This window comes from Algoriphagus mannitolivorans DSM 15301, assembly GCF_000429425.1.
Taxonomy (GTDB): Bacteria; Bacteroidota; Bacteroidia; order Cytophagales; family Cyclobacteriaceae; genus Algoriphagus; species Algoriphagus mannitolivorans.
Map to the genome: position 1 here is coordinate 418,601 of NZ_AUBV01000001.1, position 19,870 is coordinate 438,470.

Here is a 19,870-nt window from a genome sequence, read left to right on the forward strand (position 1 = left end):
CAAAGCATTCACAAATGGGAAAAGATTGCTGAGATGAATTAACCAAATTGCTATTATTTAGAAAGTGATTTTGATGGAAATTGTTCCTCAAAACTTTCCTTAGATCAAGATTCGTCGGTAATCCGACATCCGATATCCGACATCTAAAAACTCTTTAATCCCCCAAACGATTCCAATTGATCAAGGCATTCCAAACCAATGGCGCATCATGATGATTTAAATAGCGGTGCAAGGGATCAAAAGTAAAGGCGACTACTCTACCCTTTCCTACCGGAACATTGAAAATACCTCCTTGACCTATGATTGTTTGCTCATTTCGAACCATACCTGATCGAACATAAGGAACCGGTTTGCCTTCTGAGTCTTTTTTATCCAGCTTTTTATAAGGATTATCCATCCCCATGATTTCACCGGTATAAGGTTCTTCATCCTTCAATGGCTTGGTTCCATACTGCAAAACCATCTGATTTCTTTTGGCCAAATCCACTTTGTAAAGGGGACCATTTCCTCTAAAAATAGAGAATACTTCAGGAAATCCGTAAAGCAAAGGACTTGATGAATCTTTAGCTTTCACCGTCACCACAGATCCAGGATGGAATAGGCCCGAAGCAGAATACAGCTCCAAATCCCGGGTAATCCCTGTTTCAGCCACCATTTTAGTAGAATTATCCAAAGTGATCACCAAGCCTCCCGCCTCAATGAATTTCTTTAAGTTTTCAATTCCCATAAAGCCTGGTCCTCCAGTCATGTCAGGAGTAGAATCTGGATATCCATGATGGGGGAATTCAGCTGTTTTTGTATAAGGCATTGGGCCAAATCGGCTATCTACCCCATGAATAAAATCCGAAACTTCCCCTCTGGATCTCGGGATTAAAATCACATCAAATTTAGAATTCAGATTTCCAGCTTTTAAATCATCCTTGTCAATGGAAGTATAAGGAATTCCTCTTTGTTCAAAAGTATATCGAGACCATCCTTCGTCTTGGGTATAAAACCAAGTATGATAAATTGCCACACGAGGCAAGGTAACAGGGTGAGTCTCCTCATTGGATGGAGCTTTTCCACCTCTTAGCAAATCCAATTCAAACTTTTTGGTAAGCTCATCAGCTTGGGAGGAAGATAAACCTTTGATCCAAATTGAACCGGCTTTTAGGGTATCCGATCCTGACACGAATTCCTTCTCCAGGACCTGCATTTCAGCAGATTTATTCTGACCCTTAATCCAGTACAAAGCCGGTAAAACCGTGTTTTGAGCACTGTAGGAAATGAAATAATTAGATCCGTTACCATTGACTTTTCCAGAGTATTTGGCATCCTCAGCGATCAAAGTCAACTGACTCCTGTCAAAATCAATAGAATCCTTGGCCTTCACATCTACGCCGTATAAGTAACTCAATGTCCAGGCAATGTCATCGTAAGGTGGAAATTTGGCATCTTTTGGATAATTCTGCTCGGAAAGCAGAGTCACTGCCAAATTACGGTAAGGCTGATCTAGCAATACATAATAGTTTCCATCCTTGTCTCCGTGAACTTCAATAGCCTGTGCTCTTAATTGATTCACCAGATAAGCTGCCATGGCAGGATCCCTTTGATCAGCGGGAATCATATAAGCTCTAGGGCCTTCTGAGGTTCCTTTCCTGATGGAGTTTACCCCTTTCTGATAAAAATTACGGAGTAACTGCTCTCCATTTTGCGCTGCATAGGACAAAGAGGCCAATACACCTGCCTGCATGTAATTCACATTATTTCTAGCTGACCAATACACTTTTTCGGTAGGAGGATCTGGTCGATACCATTCCCGGGTAGTCGCAGGATCTCCTGCATAACGGGCATTGGACAAATCTCTCAAATAGGTATTGGCTCCTGCATTCCCGAAAGTCTCATAAAATCGTCCATTGGAGTTGTGGTTATTTGCAACCCAAATTCCATAACCCGGCCACCAGCCATCATAAAAAGCCCAGGTAAATGCCCCAGGCATACCTTGCGCTGCCAAGGTGGTAATATCATGATTGGCCATGACCTGCCATTCTCCAATAGTCACTGGATCTACCTGCTCATTGTATGGCCCTGTCCCTGTGGAAATGTAAAGCAAAGGAACAGACTCATGCAGATCGAGCATCACGGTTGGATGCCAATCGTAGAAAATGTTAAAAATGGCTTTGGTTAAAGCCTGTGAAACCTGAAGTCCATCTCGGTTATTGTCGTGATAAACATACTTACCCCAGTAAGGAGCAGATCTCGGAAAGCCATCTTCCCATTCCGTGCGATGCTTTGAGTATCGATGATACCAGTCTACAACTTTGTCACGCCCATCAGGCTCAGAGACCGGATTGATTAGCACAATGACATTATCTCGAATCTGTTTGATTGTTTTTTCCTCACTGGTGATCAGTCGATAGGCTAATTCCATCAGCATCTCCGGAGAACCCATTTCAGTGGAATGAAGTCCCCCATTGAGGTAATAAATAGGCTTTGCCCGTTCAATAATTTCTTCCGCTTTCTCCGGATTGATTTTTCTAGGATCTGCCAATTGATCCAAGTATTCCCGATAAGTCTCCAGATTATTCATACTTTCCTCATTTCCGATCATGACCAGGTAAATCGGCCTACCCTCTTCCGTAGTTGAAATCTGCTTGAGTTGGAGCAAAGGTGAGGCTGCTGCAAGGGCTTTATAATATCCATAAATATCCTGCGTATGGTGCATGATTCCCGGAGCACCGATGATTTGCCCAAAATGCTTGGAAGGCGAAGGGATGGTAGGATGGCTAACCAAGTTCAATACCGAACTTGGCAAAAAGCGGGTATCAGTGGTATACTCCCTGATTTTCTCATTATAGGATTGGTCTATTTGCTGAGCTTGTGAGAAAAAATTGATTCCCAAAAGACACGCAGCAATTCCCAGGATCTTGAAGCGCATAGAATTAAGATTTGGTGATGAAAGGTTGAATCCAGAAGTTAAGGCAAATCACCAAAATCACCTGAGAATTTTATATCAACCATCAGATTCTTTTTTAAAATGTGAAGGACCGCATGGTAAAGCTGGACCAAATCCAAAAAATCAGAGGCTGTCTTCACAAAGTGACAGCCTCTAAGAAAAAATAGGCGAAAAAATATTTCTCAAGTATTATCTGAGGTTGCGAAATCAATTTCACGTTGGCTTATTGATTTTGCTTCACAAAGATCAAAAAGAAAAAAACCTCCAGAAATACCCTATTTAGGGTATTTTTGAAGGTTTCCTATACTTAATTAACCTTTCGCTTAGGAGAAAATCTCCTGCATACTTCCGCGGTGCGCATCCAAAATTCTCTGGATCAACTCATCAGAGAGAGCTGTGGAAAGAAATAGGCTTTCAAACTGGCTTGGGGCTAAATACACTCCTCTTTTCAGCATGGCTTGAAAATATTTACCAAACAAGGCAGTATCAGAACCTTTGGCAGACTCAAAATCCACCACCGGATTCGGAGTGAAAAACAGAGAATACATACTTCCCAAATGATTCAAGGTGTACTCCAGATTCAAATCAAGATTGATCTTGGCAATCCCTTCCGTCAATTTTCTGCCAATTTGGTTCAACTCCCCATAGGTCTGAGGATTTTCATTCAGAAAATTTAGCATTGCCAATCCCGCAGCCATGGCAATTGGGTTTCCGGAAAGCGTCCCTGCCTGATAAACTGGGCCTGCCGGAGAGACAAACTCCATAATTTCCTTCTTGCCTCCATAAGCACCAACAGGCATTCCACCACCGATGATTTTCCCCAAAGTAGTCATATCAGGTGTGACACCGAATAATTCCTGTGCACCACCGGGAGCAAGGCGGAAGCCAGTCATAACCTCATCAAAGATCAGCACGATGCCCTCTCGTGTACAGATTTCCCGCAAGCCTTCCAAGTAGCCTGGAAGTGGAAGGGTCAATCCCATATTTCCGGGAACTGGTTCTAAGATCAAAGCTGCTATTTCCCCCTTATTAGCTTCTACAAGTCTTTCAATCGCCTCCAAACTATTGTACGGAGCCAGTAAAGTGTCTTTAGCAGTTCCTTGAGTTACTCCCGGAGAATCCGGATTCCCCATCGTGATAGCTCCAGAACCGGCAGAAATAAGGAAGGAGTCTCCGTGTCCATGGTAGTGTCCCTCCATTTTGATGAATTTGTCACGTCCGGTGAATCCACGCGCCACCCGAATTGCAGACATGGTCGCTTCTGTCCCTGAGTTCACCATACGCACTTTCTCCACAGAAGGCACCATCGCCACGATCAATTCGGCTATCTCTACTTCCTTTCCAGTAGGAGCTCCAAATGAGGTTCCGCTTTCAAGGGCTTTAATTATTGCTTCTTTGATCATAGGGTGATTATGGCCCAGAATCATGGGCCCCCAACTATTGATCAATTCGATGAAAGCATTTCCATCGACATCGTATAAAAAAGCTCCTTCGGCTCTGCTGATAAATAAAGGCTCTCCACCCACTGCCCTGAATGCCCGGACAGGAGAGTTTACTCCACCAGGAATGGAGTTTTTAGCTTGGGCAAAAAGCCTTTTGCTTTCTGAAATTTGCATGGTTTAGTTTAAAGGTATTAACTCCCCATTTTCCAATTTGAAAACAGGAGAATATAGATTGTTTGTTGAATTTCGGAAGTTAAACCCATAGGTGTACTTCCCTGCTTGGAAGGACTTTTGATCGAGATTTTCCCGGAATCCTACCCCATATTTCAAGTCAGAATTGGAATAAATCCAATAAACCAATTCCGCCCCTAGAATGGCGTTGATGCTTGGGTAAGACAGGTATTTTTCATAAAACTTCTCCTTGAAAACCTTTATTTCAGGGGAACCAAACTTTGGGGTATTGTTGGAAATGAAGTAGAAATTCGGAAACTCAAGCATTTCATAATTGGCGAAATTGAAAGAAAGCCAAGAATCCATAACCAAAACTGGGACGGTTGCGGTAATACTCTCAATCAAGGAAAAAGTCGGCTGGGCGATGGCAGGATCATCCGTCAGCAAAATAACCTGATGGACATTGGAATTTGCTCCGCGGCTGATTCCCAATCCCTGTAGAAATGAATTCACAGATCTTTGGTCTATTTTTTCGGATTTGACTACATCAAAACCGGATTTTCGTAATTCATCCTCCAGCTCGCGGGCCATTCTTTCATCCCGGGAGGAGTTGGAGAAGCCAATGGCAACTTTTTTCCCCCAATTCTGGGACTTCAAAGCAGTCACTACTCCATCCACCAAGGATTTGGCAGAAGGTCTGAAAAGATAACTGTACGTCGAAAGTTCAAATCTCTCTCCAAGATTGGACAAGGGGTGAATTAGAGGGATTTTTTCTGACTCAGCAAACTCGCTGACCAAAATAGTTTCATCCCTATAAATAGGACCCACAATCACGTCTGCATCAGAGAGTACCGGATCTTTCAGCAGATTGGACAATACTTTTATGTCTCTCTTCGAATCGAAGGTTTGGAGATTCACTTTTGTCCCCTGCTTTTTCAATTCCTCCACACCAAGCTCTATCCCTTGATATAACTCAAACACAAAATCACTGGTGGAAACCGAAGAAATCGGGCTATTTCCAGTGGTAAAAGGAAGTAAAACGACCACATCCAAGACCTCATCTTGGATGATATTTCGAGAAGAAGGATTACCTGCAACTTCTTTCAGGGCTTCCCGCTCGCTGGCCGTCATGATTTCTTTTTCCTGAAGGACTTTAGCCAAGGCTGCCAAAAAACCCTCATTGGTCTTGAATTCTCTCAAATTGGTTACCAAAAAAGTAGATGACTCATCCTTCACATATTCAAAAGTGGCGTTATAGGCCTTCTGCAAAATATCGGCATCCTTAATCTGCTTTATTATCCGCAAAGCGTCTTCATTCTGATTATTTTGGAAATAGCTGACCGCCAAAAGATATTTCATCTCATCATTCTTATTCCAGTTTCTTGAATACACCGGTCTAAGTACTTCAATCGCCTGCCCCGGTTGATTTACCTGGAGATAAGCTTCAGCGGAATGGAAAGCAGCATAGTTGGCTAGATTTCCATATTTCTCATAGTCCAAAAAAGGCTTGAAGGAATTTACCGCTGACCAATAGTCTTTATTGGAAAGTTCATTTTTTGCTTTCTGGAAATTATCAGGAAGCCCCTGAGCATATCCTAGCTGAAGGGTAAAAAATAGAAGAATGACCAAGAAGATTTTATGCATTTGACCTAAGAGTATGTCTTTAATTTCTTTGCACCCAAATTTAAAGCATTATTTCCAATCCCAAAGACCAAGCCTAAATGGGATCTAAAGAGAAAACCCGAAGCATTGGCTCCGGGTTTTAACATCTTTTCAATTTATTGAAGATCAGGTATAAATTATTCCCACTCGATGGTTGCTGGTGGCTTGGAAGAAATATCGTAAACCACTCTATTGACGCCTTTTACACGGTTGATGATCTCATTGGACATTTTGCCCAAAAATTCATAAGGTAGATGAATCCAATCCGCTGTCATTCCATCCACTGATCCAACTGCTCGTAAGGCCACTACTCGCTCATAGGTTCTTTCATCCCCCATTACTCCTACTGATTGGATCGGCAAAAGGATTGCTCCTGCCTGCCATACCTGATCATAAAGACCATGGTCTTTCAGTCCTTTGATAAAGATATAATCCACCTCTTGCAGGGTTTTTACTTTTTCTTCGGTGATATCTCCCAAAATTCGAATCGCTAGACCCGGACCAGGGAAAGGATGCCTTCCGATGATAGTTTCAGGGATTTCCAAAGCACGACCTACTTCCCGAACTTCGTCTTTGAACAAAGTATTCAAAGGTTCTACAACGGATAGTTTCATAAAGTCTGGAAGTCCACCAACATTGTGATGAGACTTGATCGTGGCGGAAGGACCCTTTACGGAGACAGACTCAATCACATCCGGATAAATCGTTCCTTGACCTAGCCATTTTACGCCCTCGATTTTGTGTGCTTCGTCATCAAAGACTTCAATGAAAACCCGACCGATTGCTTTTCTTTTTGCTTCAGGATCTGTCAAACCCGCTAGAGCATCGTAAAACCTCTGTTTGGCATCGACTCCGATCACATTCAAGCCCATATGTTGGTAAGAATCCAGAACCTCTTCGAATTCATTTTTTCGAAGCAGACCATTGTCCACGAAAACGCAAGTCAACTGATCTCCAATGGCCCTGTGAATCAAGGTAGCTGCAACCGAAGAATCTACACCACCAGAAAGACCCATCACTACCTTATCAGCTCCGATTTTTTCTTTAAGCTCGGCTACTGTAGAGTCAATGAAGGTGTCTGAAGTCCAGTCTTGCGCACAACCACAGATTCCCACCACAAAATTTCTCAGAAGGTTTTTCCCTTCTAAAGAGTGGGTTACTTCTGGGTGAAACTGGATCCCGTAAGTTTTTTCTCCTTCCACCTTGAAAGCTGCCACACGTACAGAAGTCGTACTGGCAATCACCTCAAATCCGGAAGGAAGTTCTTTGATGGTATCTCCATGGGACATCCAAACCTGAGATCCATGGGTCATCTCTTTCAAGAGGTCATGATGAAGATCGATGTGATCCAAATTGGCCCGACCGTATTCCCGGATAGTGGAAGGCAATACTTCTCCTCCATATTTGCTGGCTAGCAACTGAGCGCCATAGCAAACTCCCAAAAGGGGCAGTTTTCCTCGGAATGCATCAATATCCAAATCCGGAGCTCCCGCATCTCTTACAGAGCAGGGAGAGCCTGAAAGGATGATTCCTTTAATATCGGCCGTGATTTCAGGAACTTTATTATATGGGTGGATTTCGCAATAAACGTTGAGTTCGCGGACTCTTCGAGCAATGAGCTGGGTGTATTGAGATCCAAAATCTAGGATCAGGATTTGTTCTGCCATGCGCAAAGGTAAGAAGCTCAGACGGCTTGCAGAAATCAGACGAAGAATATTTGGCAAGAGATTTTACCTACAGGCAACATCTTCCACAAAAATTACTGAATTTCAAAAACTTAAACTTAACTCCCTTCAAAACACAACTGGCGATACGGAGATATAAATTTATTTTCTTCGAAAGATCAAGGAAGAAGATTGAAATTCATCTCCTCAAATTTCCTTCGGTGCCACATGTGGCTTAGGGTATTCTAATCTACTGAGTTTTTTCCCGAGATGGTATTCGTCCAATCCAGTAACGGAAACCGTTTCTAAGGCATTCAAGTCCAGAGAACCATCTTTTCTAACTCCCTTTTCCTCCAAAAAAATATGTTCAATACTACCAATCACCAGCACGGTCTTATTGACCTTTAGGGTCTGAGACTCTACTAGCTTGCAGCCAACTTGCACCAAACTTTCCGCTACAAAAGGTGCAAAAAATTCATTTTTAAACTCTTCTTTGATTCCGGTGGATTCAAATTCACTGCCCTCCCAAGATGCTGCGGTCCAGTGAGCTTCTTTCAAGAAATTGGGATGGACATGGTTAAGGGTGAAAAAGCCAGTTTCGTAAATATTTTCTAAAGTGTCTCGCTTGACTGTATGAGGCCGGAATAGAATTCCAACTAAGGGTGGAGTAGCACCCACATGAAAAACCTGCGAGAAAGGAGCAAGGTTATTTTGCCCAATTTTGCTTCTTGTCCCAATCAAATTCAGGCTTTTATATCCCGAAAGGGCATTTACCAGATTTTTCCTATAAAAGGAATCCATGTCTTGAAGACTTGCGAAATCAAAATGAATTTTCATCGTCCGATTGCCTCTTCGATTGAATCGCAATACACAATATCCAATTGATCAATGATATTGTCTGGGTTGTTTTTCATGATCTGCTCTTTGGCGATCTGCACCATTTTTTCAAACCATTTTTCGGCCGGAAGGATTTTTCGGTGCTGATTGAGCCCATATCCAAGCATTTCTTTTTTCCATTCCAGGAAGTACCACTCCATGGTAGGTTGATGGAATGCTCTAAGTGCCCGCTTGTCGAAGATGAATTTTTGGTAAGAGCCATTTTTGACAAGTTCTCCAATTTTCCCAAAGGCAATCTTGAAATCCTCTATCGGAACATAATCAGCCAATAATTCACAGATAATTATCTTTTTGGAAGGGTTATTACTCACTTTACAATATTTTCCTTCAAAGGCTACTTCAAAACCCATCATCTCAGTAGTATCAATTGTGGTGTTCATTTCATTTGGGGATTAAAACAGTGATTTCTTGGAATTCTCCTCAGCTTTTTTGATTTCCCCCTGATAATCACAGAGTCTTTTCTCCAAATTGGAAGCATATTCCAAAGTGGTCTTCATCATCTCCTGCTGAGCAGTAATCTGTTCTTTCAATCGGGATAACTCCCCGTTGACTTCCTCTAGCTTCGCTTCGTATTCAAGTTTAAGCCTTTCTTTTTCAATTTTGGCTTTTTTCAATTTCTCCCTGAACAGCAAATAGGAATCTGGCAATGCCTTCATATTCATCAATGCTTTCTATCCGTCTATCTCTTTGTAAGACAAAATACCCCCCAAATTGTTTTCGGTTATTTTAAAACCGACATCCCTCCATCTACATGAAATATCTGCCCTGTCACCCACGAGGACTTGCCTGAAAGAAGAAAGAGGGTGGCTTCTGAAATATCTTCCGGTTGTCCTACTCTACCCAAAGGATGTCGCTTGTCTGAGGCTTCCTTTTTTTCCGGGCTGGAGAGGATTTTTTCAGCCAGAGGAGTATCAGTCAAAGATGGAGCAACAGCATTCACACGGATGCCTGAGGGAGCCCATTCAGCCGCCAATGACCTTACCAAACCCTCAATAGCGCCTTTTGCTGAGCTGATTCCTGCATGAAAACCCATTCCAGTCTGAACGGCCACGGTGCTGAACATCACCACAGAGGCTTGAGAAGATTTTTTCAAACCTTTCATGCAGGCCTGCAAAACTCTGACTGCACCAAAAAAATTCACTTCCATTTCTTGTTTGAAGTCATCGAGGGAAATTCTATGAAAAGGCTTCAAATTGATGGTGCCCGGACAATACACCAGTCCATCAATGACCTCAGGAAGATTAGGGATTTCAGAAAAATCTTGGGAGATGTCCAAAACTGTGGTTCCTTCTCCGCTTTTCGAATACAAGTAAACTTCTGCTCCATCTTCCCGAAGACGATCAGCAATTTCTTTTCCTATCCCAGAATTCCCACCGATGATTACAATATTTTGTCCTTTCATGAATTATAGATTTTACTCATAGAATTAAAAAAACCAGGAATTGTTTATCCAAAAACAAAAAACCCCGGCTTGACCGGGGTTTAAATGCTTTATAATTTGCTTGGTACTACTTCACCAAGGTGATGTACTTCATAAACTCGTTTCTGCTTTGTTCGTCCTGCTCGAATTTGCCGGAATAGAAAGAAGTAACGGTAGAACTATTGGTGTCATTTACCCCTCTGGAGCTAACGCACATGTGGTATGCATCCATGATTACTGCCACGTCATCTGTGCCCAAAACCTCCTTGAGCTCATTACCGATTTGCATTGTCAGTCTTTCCTGAACTTGGGGCCTTTTGGCATAGTACTGAACAATTCGATTGATTTTGGATAGACCAATTACGTTCCCGTTGGAAATGTAGGCCACATGAGCTTTTCCGTAAATCGGAACGAAGTGATGCTCACAATGAGAATGGAAGGTGATGTCTTTTTCCACCAACATTTCATTGTATTTGTACTTGTTTTCAAACAGCTTCGCTGCTGGTTTGTTCTTTGGGTTTAATCCTGAAAAGACCTCTTTGACATACATTTTTGCAACTCGGTGTGGAGTGCCTTTTAGGCTGTCATCTGTCAGATCCAATCCTAGGATATGCATGATTTCCCGAAAGTGCTTTTCGATAAGTTCGACTTTCAGATTATCATCCATTTCGAAAGCATCCTCTCGAAGCGGGGTTTGAAGGGAAGTGCCTACGTGCTCATCGCCTAGCTCCTCTAAAGAAGCTCTTACCAAGTTAATTCCCATCGTATTCAACAAAGTTTCTTTCTGTTTCATAGAGTCGAACTGTTAATTCGAATTTCCGATCAATTTTTTCCCTCAAAATATTCCAAATAACCACAGCGATATTTTCAGCTGATGGGTTGAGATTTTTGAATTCATCGGTATCCAAGTTTAAATTTTTGTGGTCAAATTTATTTAAGACGTGCTCTTTAATCAGGTCGCTGAGCACCTTCATGTCATAGACATACCCTGTATCCGGGTCAATATCCCCTTTTAATTTTACGATCAATTCATAATTATGACCATGGAAATTGGGATTATTGCACTTTCCGAAAACTTTTTCATTCTGCTCATCCGTCCAATTCGGGTTAAATAATCTGTGAGCCGCATTAAAGTGCTCTTTTCGGTAGACTGATACTCTCATCATTTAAGCAAACATAGATTTCCAAATTATTGTTTGTTTTCTCCTATTTTATTTGAAAAAAGGCAAACAACTCTTTAAAAACCAATAGTTTAATTTTAAAACCACGCAAAGGTAGAGATAATTCACTTCCTGACAATTCGTCGCATTAAATGCACTTTCAAAGTTATAATCTGGAATATTTTGCCCAAAATCGGGAAAATCTGACCCAATTCGGAGTTAATGCCAGCAATACCCTACCTTGGCAAAGTTTTTGAAAATGAGGATAATACCTTAAATTTAAATCTCCTTCTCACCCAAACTCAAACGAATGAATTTAGGAATCTCCCTTTTCTTAATCTGGTCATTACTCTTCTCTTCACCCACCCCTTCCACCGAACTTACAACCGAAATCAAATCAGAATCTGAGATTTTGATCGAAGTTCTAGAATCCAAATATTCCGAACTTCCTTCTCTGGAAGCTTTGGAAATGGCTTTGGAGGGCTACGAGAAATTGAATGCCAAAATCAAAAATGAGGTCTTAACAGTCATCGATTTCAGTCTTCCATCCACTGCTAAAAGAATGTGGGTCATTGACCCGCTGAATGGAGAAATTCTTCTTCACACTGTGGTGGCACATGGAAGAAATTCAGGAGGTCTAATGGCTGAAAAGTTCTCCAATACCCCTGAATCCTATCAAAGCAGCATCGGCTTCTACATGACAGCGGAAACTTACCATGGAAAACATGGCTATTCTCTTCGCTTGGATGGCCTGGAAAAAGGCTATAATGACATGGCAAGAGCTAGAGCGATTGTGATTCACGGAGCTGATTATGCTACCGAAGCCTTTGCAAAATCTGTGGGAAGATTGGGAAGAAGCCTAGGTTGTCCGGCTTTGCCTTCCGACCTTTCTAAAGAAGCTATCGATCTGATCAAAGATGGATCTCTGTTGTTCATTTTCGGCAAAGACCAAAATTATCTTGAAAAATCAAGCCTGATCAAGGCTTGATTTTTTCCTTTTTAAAGCTCGGATGAGAGCTTCGTCTCGCCCATAAATATCCGGTCTATAGTTTATTTTTCCATTTTCACCAGACCAGAAGGTCAGGTACAATAGTACCACGGGGATAGATTTTTGAAGCTTTACAGTTTGCTCATTATCTTGATTCATCGCTGAATGGATCTTCTCCTCCGTCCATTCTGAATTATCCAATAAAATCTTGGCAAACTTGTCCGGATACTGGATTCGGATACAGCCATGACTTAATGCCCTTGACTCTTTGGTAAACAAATTTCTGTTTGGAGTATCATGGATATAAATGTTGTATGGATTGGGAAACATAAATTTCACCAAACCCAAGGAGTTACTTCCACCTGGTTTTTGACGGATTCGAAAAGGTAAATCCTGACCTTCTACTTGTTCCCATTTCACGGAATTTGAATTAATCAAATCCCCTGATGAATCAACTAGCTCCATGTTTTTTTGAGCCAAGTAGCTTTTATCTTTTTTGATCGCAGGGATGATTTCTTCTTTGGTAATAGAACTCGGCACATTCCAATAGGGACTAAATACGATATAACTCATTGGCGCCGTAAAGGAAGGAGACTCGCTGTAATCCTTTCCTACAATCACTTTGGTGGAAAATAAGGTGTCATTATTATTGAGGTAATCCAATTGGAAATTGGCCACATTGACCAATACCATCTCCTGATCCCATTCTATTTTGGGCAACCACCTCATACGTTCCATATTTGCCGCTGCGAGGTCAATTAAGTCCTGAGGGGATTTGTTGAGCTGAGTAACCAAGAGTGGTCCAATGACCCCATCGGGCTCCATCCCCTGAGCGGCTTGATATTTCTTCAATCCCTCTTCCATTTTCGCGTCGAAGGTCAATGGATTATCCAAAGAATAGGGGGAAAGAAATCCCCAGAAAATCAATCGATCCCTGAGTTTTGGAACTTTAGGATGGCTCTCTCCTACTTTAAGTGAGGCACTAAGCTTCACCTCTGACCAATCCAGGGTGTCCTTTTCCTTCAAGCTATACAATTCGCGGATCGCATCTCTTCCGTAGGTATAAAGCTCAAATTCGGGATTTAATTTCTCCAAAGTCTTTGCGACGGAAGCCCCTTCCGCTACTTCATTCAGTAAATCGGCATAAACAAACTCACCCTTTTTTTCTTCAAATTTCCAATTGGCATCCAACTTCCTAGGATCGACTTTTCCATAGTCCAGATCCTTGGCCAAGATGAAAAAGGCATGAGTCATCAATAATTCCATCCTTGTCAACTCTTCTTCTGAAAGCTTTCTGTGAATCTCAGGATCATCCTTTTTCTCGGAAAGCAATTCCTGAATTTCTTCCCAATGGTAATCTTCAGGCTGAAGTCCTTCAAAGGAAATGGTTTTTAGATGAGTTAAAAACTCTTTACCGGAAGGAGAAAGTTTGTGGTTAAAAAGCCACACCTCCAAAAACTCCCGATCCTGATAAAATTTGCGAATATCTTCCCAATAAGGTGATTCGACCAAAAAGCCAGGCTTGTCCACTTCTAGCAATTGTTCAAGCTTCTCGGAAAGGTCAACGCTCCTCTGATTCAAAAGCCAAACAATCCCAAGTCCAAGGATTACAAATGAGGCAATTCCTATGAAAAATTTCTGGTTCATAATGAGGTGTTTTGGTTCACCACCTCCTTATTTCAAAATTTGTACTGTTTCCTATTCCAGGAGAAATTATCCAAATCATTTATTTTAACTACTGTAAATCAATGATATACAATAATTTTTCTGAAAATGGACTATTAGTATCCAATACAAAAAAAGCGGAAGGATTACCCAGGTTGGGGAAAAGCGTCTCCAGTCTTAAAATCTTATTTTCTTAACAAGTCCAAGACCTCGGGGTCCCGATTGTAAATATCCGGTCTAAAATGTGCCTCTCCCTTAGAGTCCGCCCAAAAAGTAAGATACAAGATAACGACAGGGATTTTTTGAGGAAGATTCACTATTTGCTCCGATCTTCTGTGCATCGCCAAATCAATTTTTTCAGGCGTCCAAGTTGGATCATGTGACAGAAGAATCTGGGCAAATTTTGCCGGGTTTTGTAAGCGGATACAACCATGGCTCATAGCCCTTACCTCCCGGTCAAACAAAGATCGTGTAGGGGTATCATGGATATAAACACTGTACCGATTGGGAAACATAAACTTGACCAATCCTAATGAATTATTTTCTCCAGGTTTTTGTCGAATCAAGTACGGGAAGGATTTCGAACTCCAGTTGATTGTCGAAGGATCCACCACCCTTCCCGAGGAGGTGATGACCTCCATGTTCTTTTGATAGAGGTAGTTGGAGTTTCTTCGTACAGCTGGAATTATTTCTTTCCGAGTGATGGAATTGGGAATGTTCCAATATGGACTAAATACGATGTAGCTCATTTGAGCAGAGAAAATCGGAGAAGCAGTGTATTCCTTGCCTACAATTACTTTAGAAGAAAAAAGCGTGTCCAACTTACTGAGGTAGTCCAATTGGAAATTGGCTATGTTTACTACAATCAAATCCAGATTTTGAATAGTATCAGGAAGCCATCTCAACCGTTCCAGATTGACAGCCGCTTTGCCCATTAAGTCAGCAGGAGAAAAGTTCAAAGCACTGACTGTATTTTTCCCAAGAATCCCATCTGACTCCATTCCGTTTTTCTTTTGAAAAGCCTGGACGCTTTCAGCCATAAGGGAATCATAGACCTTGGAGTCCTTTTGAAGGGTGTCATTTAAATATCCCCAAAAAGCCAACCTCTCCCTCAGCGCCGGGATCGAGGAATGAGTATCTCCGACTTTAATGGATTTATCCACTTTTATCTTTTTCCATTCCGGCAATTCACCTTTGGTTTGCTCATCCAAGGCCCGCAGGACTTCCCTGCTTTTCTTGTAAATGGTGAAATTGGGATATAGTTTTTCCAGATTCCTACGGATATCTTTTTCTACAATTGCGGTCTTCAGCAATTTCGAATAATCCATAGTGAGAGGTTTTCGAGGAATTCCCCATTGCCCTTTCAGCTGGGAAGGATCGACTTTTCCCTGATGCAAATGTTCGGATAAATGAAAAAAAGAATTGGTCAGAAGTAAGTCCAAGGAGGCAAGATCACCCGGTTCATTTTCAGCTTGAGAAGCTTTGTTGGTTTCAAAAGTCTTGAAATAAGCCTCAATCAGCGAAAGATTGTAATCCTCGGGATTGAATCCGTCATATTTGGATTGACGGATTTCAAACCTCATTTCATAGGCAAGTTCCAACAATACCCCATTTTCTGACCAGATTTCTTCAAAATTCCTGTCAGCATAGAAGGCGAGGATTTTAGCTCCCGATCTTAGTTCTTTTCCGGCTACGATGATATTTTCTCCGGGTCTTTCATAATCCAGTTTTGCCCGAATCTGGTCGGTAACATCACTTGAGATCTCTTGAAAGCCAAAAGAAAAATTCACATAACTCAGGAGAATAACCAAAACCAGAAAAATCCTCATCGCTCGCTCTATTTTAAATCACTGAAAAGTCCTGATACTTTCTTCCTACCTCCCAAACTTCCTTGAGCATGGCAATAAAATCGCCCATTCGATGCAAAGGAATCAAATTAGGACCATCACTGAGAGCTTTCGCTGGTTCAGGGTGGGTTTCAATGAAGAACCCGTCAATCCCCGTGGCGGCGGCAGCTCTTGCCAAAATCGGCGCAAATTCCCGCTGACCTCCACTGCTTCCACCTTGTCCACCAGGCTGCTGCACGGAGTGAGTGATGTCAAATACCACTGGAGCAAACTGACGCATAATCGGAAGCCCTCTCATGTCCACAACCAGATTGTGGTATCCCAAGGAAAAACCCCGCTCCGTCAAACATACATTTTCATTGCCCGTGGATCGGACTTTCTTCACTGCATACTGCATGTCTTCAGGGGCCATAAACTGCCCTCTTTTGATCTTAACAGCTTTTCCGGTATTTCCTGCGGCTAGCAAAAGATCAGTTTGTCGACAAAGAAAGGCCGGAATTTGAAGTACATCCACCACCTCTGCCACTTCTGCAGCTTGGTAACTTTCATGAATATCGGTCACCAAGGGCACATCTAGAGCTTTACCTACCCGTTGCAATACTTCCAAGGATTTATCCATCCCTATACTTCGGAAAGACCCAGAAGAGGTACGGTTTGCCTTATCGAAAGAGGCCTTGAACACATAAGAAAATCCATTTTCTTCGGCCCAAGCTTTCACTTGAGTTCCAATTTCCAAACAGATATCATAACTCTCTACAGCACAGGGACCCGCAAAAAGCACGGGTTTTTCGGAACCGAGTACAATGCCTTCTCGGATATGCATCGGTTGGGTATTTCTATTCATCATTCTTCGGGATTAAGGATTCAATTAGGGGAATTAGATTGCCTCGCGAATGGAGTAAGATATCTCCGACTTCTCTGAAAACGCCTTTTCCACCGGCAAATAGAGAGGTATAATGAACTGCGGATTTAACGTAAGGCAAGGCGTCAGCAGGGGCAATCGAAAGTCCTACCCTCGTCAAGATAGGAAGATCAATCAGATCATCTCCGATGAAGGCGACTTCCTCAGGCTGGATTTCCATGGTTTCGAGTACTTCCTGGAGTTTTTTCCATTTGTCCTTGATCCCATGATAATGAAAATCAAACCTGAGTTCCTCACATCGATTTTGCACGACTTGGGAATCTCTTCCGGTAATCGCTCCGACCAGAACTTTATTTTTTCGAAGATGCTGGACAATCAAGCCATCCTTTACATTGTACTTTTTGTATTCGGTGCCAAAGTCGTCATAAATGATCCCTCCGTCAGTCAACACTCCATCAACATCTGTGATTAAGACTTTGATATTTTTTGCCCTTTCCCATATCTCTTCTGAAACATGGCTTAGATAGGCTTGAATTATTTTTTCTGTTTCCATTGAATTGAATAAAGGTCCAGTCTTCGCTGTTCCAAATTTCTAACACTACCTGCTTTCCGCTGCTTGGTCAATAGATCCAAATCCACATCCGCCACGATGGTAGTTTCGGCATTTTCAGAGGCTTGGGCCACTATCGAATCATGAGGGAAAGAAAAGTCAGAAGGAGAATAGATCGCTGCCTGGGAATATTGAATGTCCATGTTTTCAACTTTTGGCAGGTTACCCACCGAACCCGTGATGGCTACATAGCACTCGTTTTCTATAGCTCTGGATCGGGCACATGTATTGACGCGAAGGAAGGCGTTTTTGGTATCTGTCCAGAAAGGAACAAATAAAATATCCATGTCCTGCTCGGCCAGAATTCTCCCCAACTCCGGAAACTCCACATCATAGCAAATTAGAATTCCAATTCGACCAGCGTCTGTCTCAAACACGTTGATTCCGTTACCTCCTTGAAGTCCCCAGTAAGCTTGCTCATCGGGGGTAATATGAAGCTTGTACTGCTTGTCCATCGTACCGTCACGACGGCAGAGGTAACTTACGTTTCTCAGTTTCTTCCCGTCATATTCAGGCATGGATCCTGCGATGATATTGACGTTATAAGATACCGCCAAATCACTCATCCTACTTACGATTTCTTGGGTATAATCCGCCAAATTCCGGATCGCTTCGGAGGCATCCATGTCATTGAATTCGGCCAGCATAGGAGCATTGAAGAATTCCGGCAAAAGGCAAAAGTCTGATTTGTAGCCAGAAACTGTATCCACAAAAAACTCCACCTGCTGCATCAAATCGTCCACGTTGGAAAAGCGGCGCATTTTCCACTGGACCAATCCGAGTCGAACGATGGATTTCTTGTTTCCGATGAGTTTTTCGTCTTTCTCATAGTAAATATTGATCCACTCCAAAAGAGTCGCATAAGCCCGTGAATCAGTATCGTCCGGCAGGTATTTGGTAATTACTTTACGAACGTGGAATTCATTGGCCAGCTGAAAAGACAATACAGGATCAAATATTTCCCGGTTTTTCACCAGATCAATATATTTCCGCGGAGTCATCTCATCGGCATACTTGGAGTAGCCTGGGATTCTGCCACCTGCAATGATGGAGCGGAGATTTAGGTTTTCACAAAGCTCCTTTCGGGCATCATATAGACGTCGCCCAAGACGCATCCCGCGGTATTCGGCATGTACAAAAATATCGGTACCATACAGGGTATCTCCCTCCGGATCATGGGTATTAAACTTCCCATATCCAGTGATTTCATCGTAAGTATGGTTATCACCAAATCTTGCATAGTCCACAATGATGGATAGGGCAGCTGCAATCACCTTTCCGTTATCTTCAATACAGATCTGGCCTTCAGGAAATGCCTTCAGTTGGTTTTTGAGTTCTTCTTTAGACCAAGCACCACCCTGATTTCTGTAGATAGAAACCATGATTTCTCGGATGTCTTCGTAATCCGAGAGCTTGATATTTCTTAATCTGAGCCGGTGCTCTAATTCTTCTCTATGTTTACTCATGCCTCAAAATTAGGGAAATCAATCAATTGTTTTAAAACTAAGAAAGCTTAGTCTGTCAATCCAAATTATATTTTGATCAAAAGTTTTATTTCAAATAAAATAAATAATCAACCTCTTGATCATTCATTTTTTAGATATATTCTTGCGTTGAATCTGCAAGTTCAACTTATTCTTGAGATCAAAACATGAAGGAGCAAAACGATTTCTGGGCTTGGTTTGAAAATATTTTAAACCAAAACATATTCACCCTTGGCGAATCCAAATTGACTGTCGGACTCATTTTGACTTTGGCGGTTTCATTCACCCTGTTATTTGTAATATCTGAGTGGATAAGGAAAATATTGGTCAAAAAGATCCTCATGAAGCGCCAAGTAGAGGTGGGCACACGAGAATCTATCGGAACTATTGTCAAATACATCATCATTCTGGCCGGTATTTTTTCCATTCTCCAGACCAATGGAATTGATTTAAGTGCCTTTGGAGTATTGGCGGGAGCAATCGGTGTAGGTATTGGTTTTGGTCTCCAAAATATCACCAACAACTTTATTTCCGGGCTTATCATCCTTTTGGAACAACCCATCAAAGTCGGTGATCGGATTGAAGTCGGAGAGGTGAATGGAGATGTAATTAAGATCTCCGGAAGATCTACCACCATTCTTACCAATGACAACATCAGTATCATCGTTCCAAACAGCCAGTTCATTGACAGTCAAGTCATCAATTGGTCTCACAATGAACACCGGGTGAGGTTTAACTTTCCGGTAGGAGTCTCCTACAAGGAAGACCCTCAGAAAGTGAAGAGAATTCTTCTGGAGGTTTCGGAGGCCAATTCAGGAGTCCTGAAATTCCCGGAGCCGGATGTGCTTTTTGACAGCTACGGTGATAATAGTATTAATTTCAACCTTCGGGTTTGGACAACAGAATATGTTAACAAACCCAAGGTGCTTAAGAGTCAGTTGTATTATGAGATCTTCAAGAGATTTGGGGAAGAAAACGTGGAGATCCCATTCCCACAACGAGATTTGCACTTGAAATCAGGGTTCGAAAAATTGAAAAATTAGGTAAATTTTCGATAGTTTTG

General features: G+C 42.0%; 17 protein-coding genes. 2 read left to right on the plus strand and 15 right to left on the minus strand.

Features of this window, described 5'->3' with window-relative positions; all coding sequences use genetic code 11:
• Positions 1 to 154 precede the first annotated feature (154 nt).
• The 10 genes from G458_RS0101895 to G458_RS0101950 form a co-directional block, all read right to left on the minus strand.
• Positions 155 to 2,917 carry a M14 family metallopeptidase gene (locus G458_RS0101895; protein ID WP_026950410.1) on the minus strand — a complete coding sequence of 921 codons (2,763 nt, stop codon included), beginning with the start codon at positions 2,915 to 2,917 and terminating at the stop codon, positions 155 to 157.
• 341 nt (positions 2,918 to 3,258) lie between these two features.
• A complete protein-coding gene (gene hemL, locus G458_RS0101900) occupies positions 3,259 to 4,551 on the minus strand; it encodes a glutamate-1-semialdehyde 2,1-aminomutase (RefSeq protein WP_026950411.1) in 1,293 nt (430 codons plus the stop codon).
• 3 nt (positions 4,552 to 4,554) lie between these two features.
• Entirely contained in the window at positions 4,555 to 6,192 is a 1,638-nt protein-coding gene (locus G458_RS0101905) for an ABC transporter substrate-binding protein (protein ID WP_026950412.1), read from the minus strand.
• A 155-nt stretch (positions 6,193 to 6,347) separates the two neighbouring features.
• Positions 6,348 to 7,877, minus strand: coding sequence for a glutamine-hydrolyzing GMP synthase (gene guaA / locus G458_RS0101915; RefSeq protein WP_026950413.1), 1,530 nt, complete (start codon positions 7,875 to 7,877; stop codon positions 6,348 to 6,350).
• A 204-nt stretch (positions 7,878 to 8,081) separates the two neighbouring features.
• Entirely contained in the window at positions 8,082 to 8,675 is a 594-nt protein-coding gene (locus tag G458_RS0101925) for a flavin reductase family protein (protein ID WP_245579217.1), read from the minus strand.
• A gap of 32 nt (positions 8,676 to 8,707) precedes the next feature.
• Positions 8,708 to 9,151 carry a hypothetical protein gene (locus G458_RS0101930; RefSeq protein WP_026950415.1) on the minus strand — a complete coding sequence of 148 codons (444 nt, stop codon included), beginning with the start codon at positions 9,149 to 9,151 and terminating at the stop codon, positions 8,708 to 8,710.
• A 12-nt stretch (positions 9,152 to 9,163) separates the two neighbouring features.
• The gene (locus G458_RS0101935; protein WP_026950416.1) at positions 9,164 to 9,427 is read right to left on the minus strand and encodes a hypothetical protein; all 264 of its coding nucleotides are present in this window, start codon (positions 9,425 to 9,427) and stop codon (positions 9,164 to 9,166) included.
• Positions 9,428 to 9,492: 65 nt separating this feature from the next.
• The gene (locus tag G458_RS0101940) at positions 9,493 to 10,173 is read right to left on the minus strand and encodes an SDR family NAD(P)-dependent oxidoreductase (RefSeq protein ID WP_026950417.1); all 681 of its coding nucleotides are present in this window, start codon (positions 10,171 to 10,173) and stop codon (positions 9,493 to 9,495) included.
• Between the two features lie 106 nt (positions 10,174 to 10,279).
• Positions 10,280 to 10,984, minus strand: coding sequence for a GTP cyclohydrolase I FolE (folE, locus tag G458_RS0101945; protein WP_026950418.1), 705 nt, complete (start codon positions 10,982 to 10,984; stop codon positions 10,280 to 10,282).
• On the minus strand, positions 10,944 to 11,354 hold the full coding sequence (locus G458_RS0101950) for a 6-pyruvoyl trahydropterin synthase family protein (RefSeq protein WP_026950419.1): 411 nt from the start codon (positions 11,352 to 11,354) through the stop codon (positions 10,944 to 10,946). Before G458_RS0101950 ends, folE begins: the two co-directional genes overlap by 41 nt.
• A 307-nt stretch (positions 11,355 to 11,661) precedes the next feature.
• On the opposite strand from G458_RS0101950, the gene G458_RS0101955 reads away from it, so the two are divergent.
• Positions 11,662 to 12,339, plus strand: a complete 678-nt coding sequence (locus tag G458_RS0101955) for a murein L,D-transpeptidase catalytic domain family protein (RefSeq protein WP_026950420.1) — start codon at positions 11,662 to 11,664, stop codon at positions 12,337 to 12,339.
• Here the strand turns inward: G458_RS0101955 and G458_RS20020 are convergent.
• The 5 genes from G458_RS20020 to G458_RS0101985 form a co-directional block, all read right to left on the minus strand.
• A complete protein-coding gene (locus tag G458_RS20020) occupies positions 12,319 to 13,986 on the minus strand; it encodes a L,D-transpeptidase family protein (RefSeq protein ID WP_051286957.1) in 1,668 nt (555 codons plus the stop codon). The two genes, G458_RS0101955 and G458_RS20020, sit on opposite strands and share 21 nt — an antisense overlap.
• Before the next feature lie 203 nt (positions 13,987 to 14,189).
• Entirely contained in the window at positions 14,190 to 15,833 is a 1,644-nt protein-coding gene (locus G458_RS0101970; RefSeq protein WP_026950422.1) for a L,D-transpeptidase family protein, read from the minus strand.
• Positions 15,834 to 15,846: 13 nt separating this feature from the next.
• On the minus strand, positions 15,847 to 16,695 hold the full coding sequence (gene kdsA / locus G458_RS0101975) for a 3-deoxy-8-phosphooctulonate synthase (protein ID WP_026950423.1): 849 nt from the start codon (positions 16,693 to 16,695) through the stop codon (positions 15,847 to 15,849).
• Positions 16,688 to 17,266, minus strand: coding sequence for a KdsC family phosphatase (locus G458_RS0101980; protein WP_051286959.1), 579 nt, complete (start codon positions 17,264 to 17,266; stop codon positions 16,688 to 16,690). Before G458_RS0101980 ends, kdsA begins: the two co-directional genes overlap by 8 nt.
• Complete coding sequence (locus G458_RS0101985) at positions 17,248 to 18,789, minus strand: bifunctional GNAT family N-acetyltransferase/carbon-nitrogen hydrolase family protein (protein WP_026950425.1); 1,542 nt, start codon at positions 18,787 to 18,789, stop codon at positions 17,248 to 17,250. Before G458_RS0101985 ends, G458_RS0101980 begins: the two co-directional genes overlap by 19 nt.
• Positions 18,790 to 18,974: 185 nt before the next feature.
• Here G458_RS0101985 and G458_RS0101990 point away from each other — a divergent pair, with 185 nt between their 5' ends.
• Positions 18,975 to 19,850, plus strand: coding sequence for a mechanosensitive ion channel family protein (locus G458_RS0101990; RefSeq protein WP_026950426.1), 876 nt, complete (start codon positions 18,975 to 18,977; stop codon positions 19,848 to 19,850).
• The last annotated feature ends 20 nt before the right edge of the window (positions 19,851 to 19,870 follow it).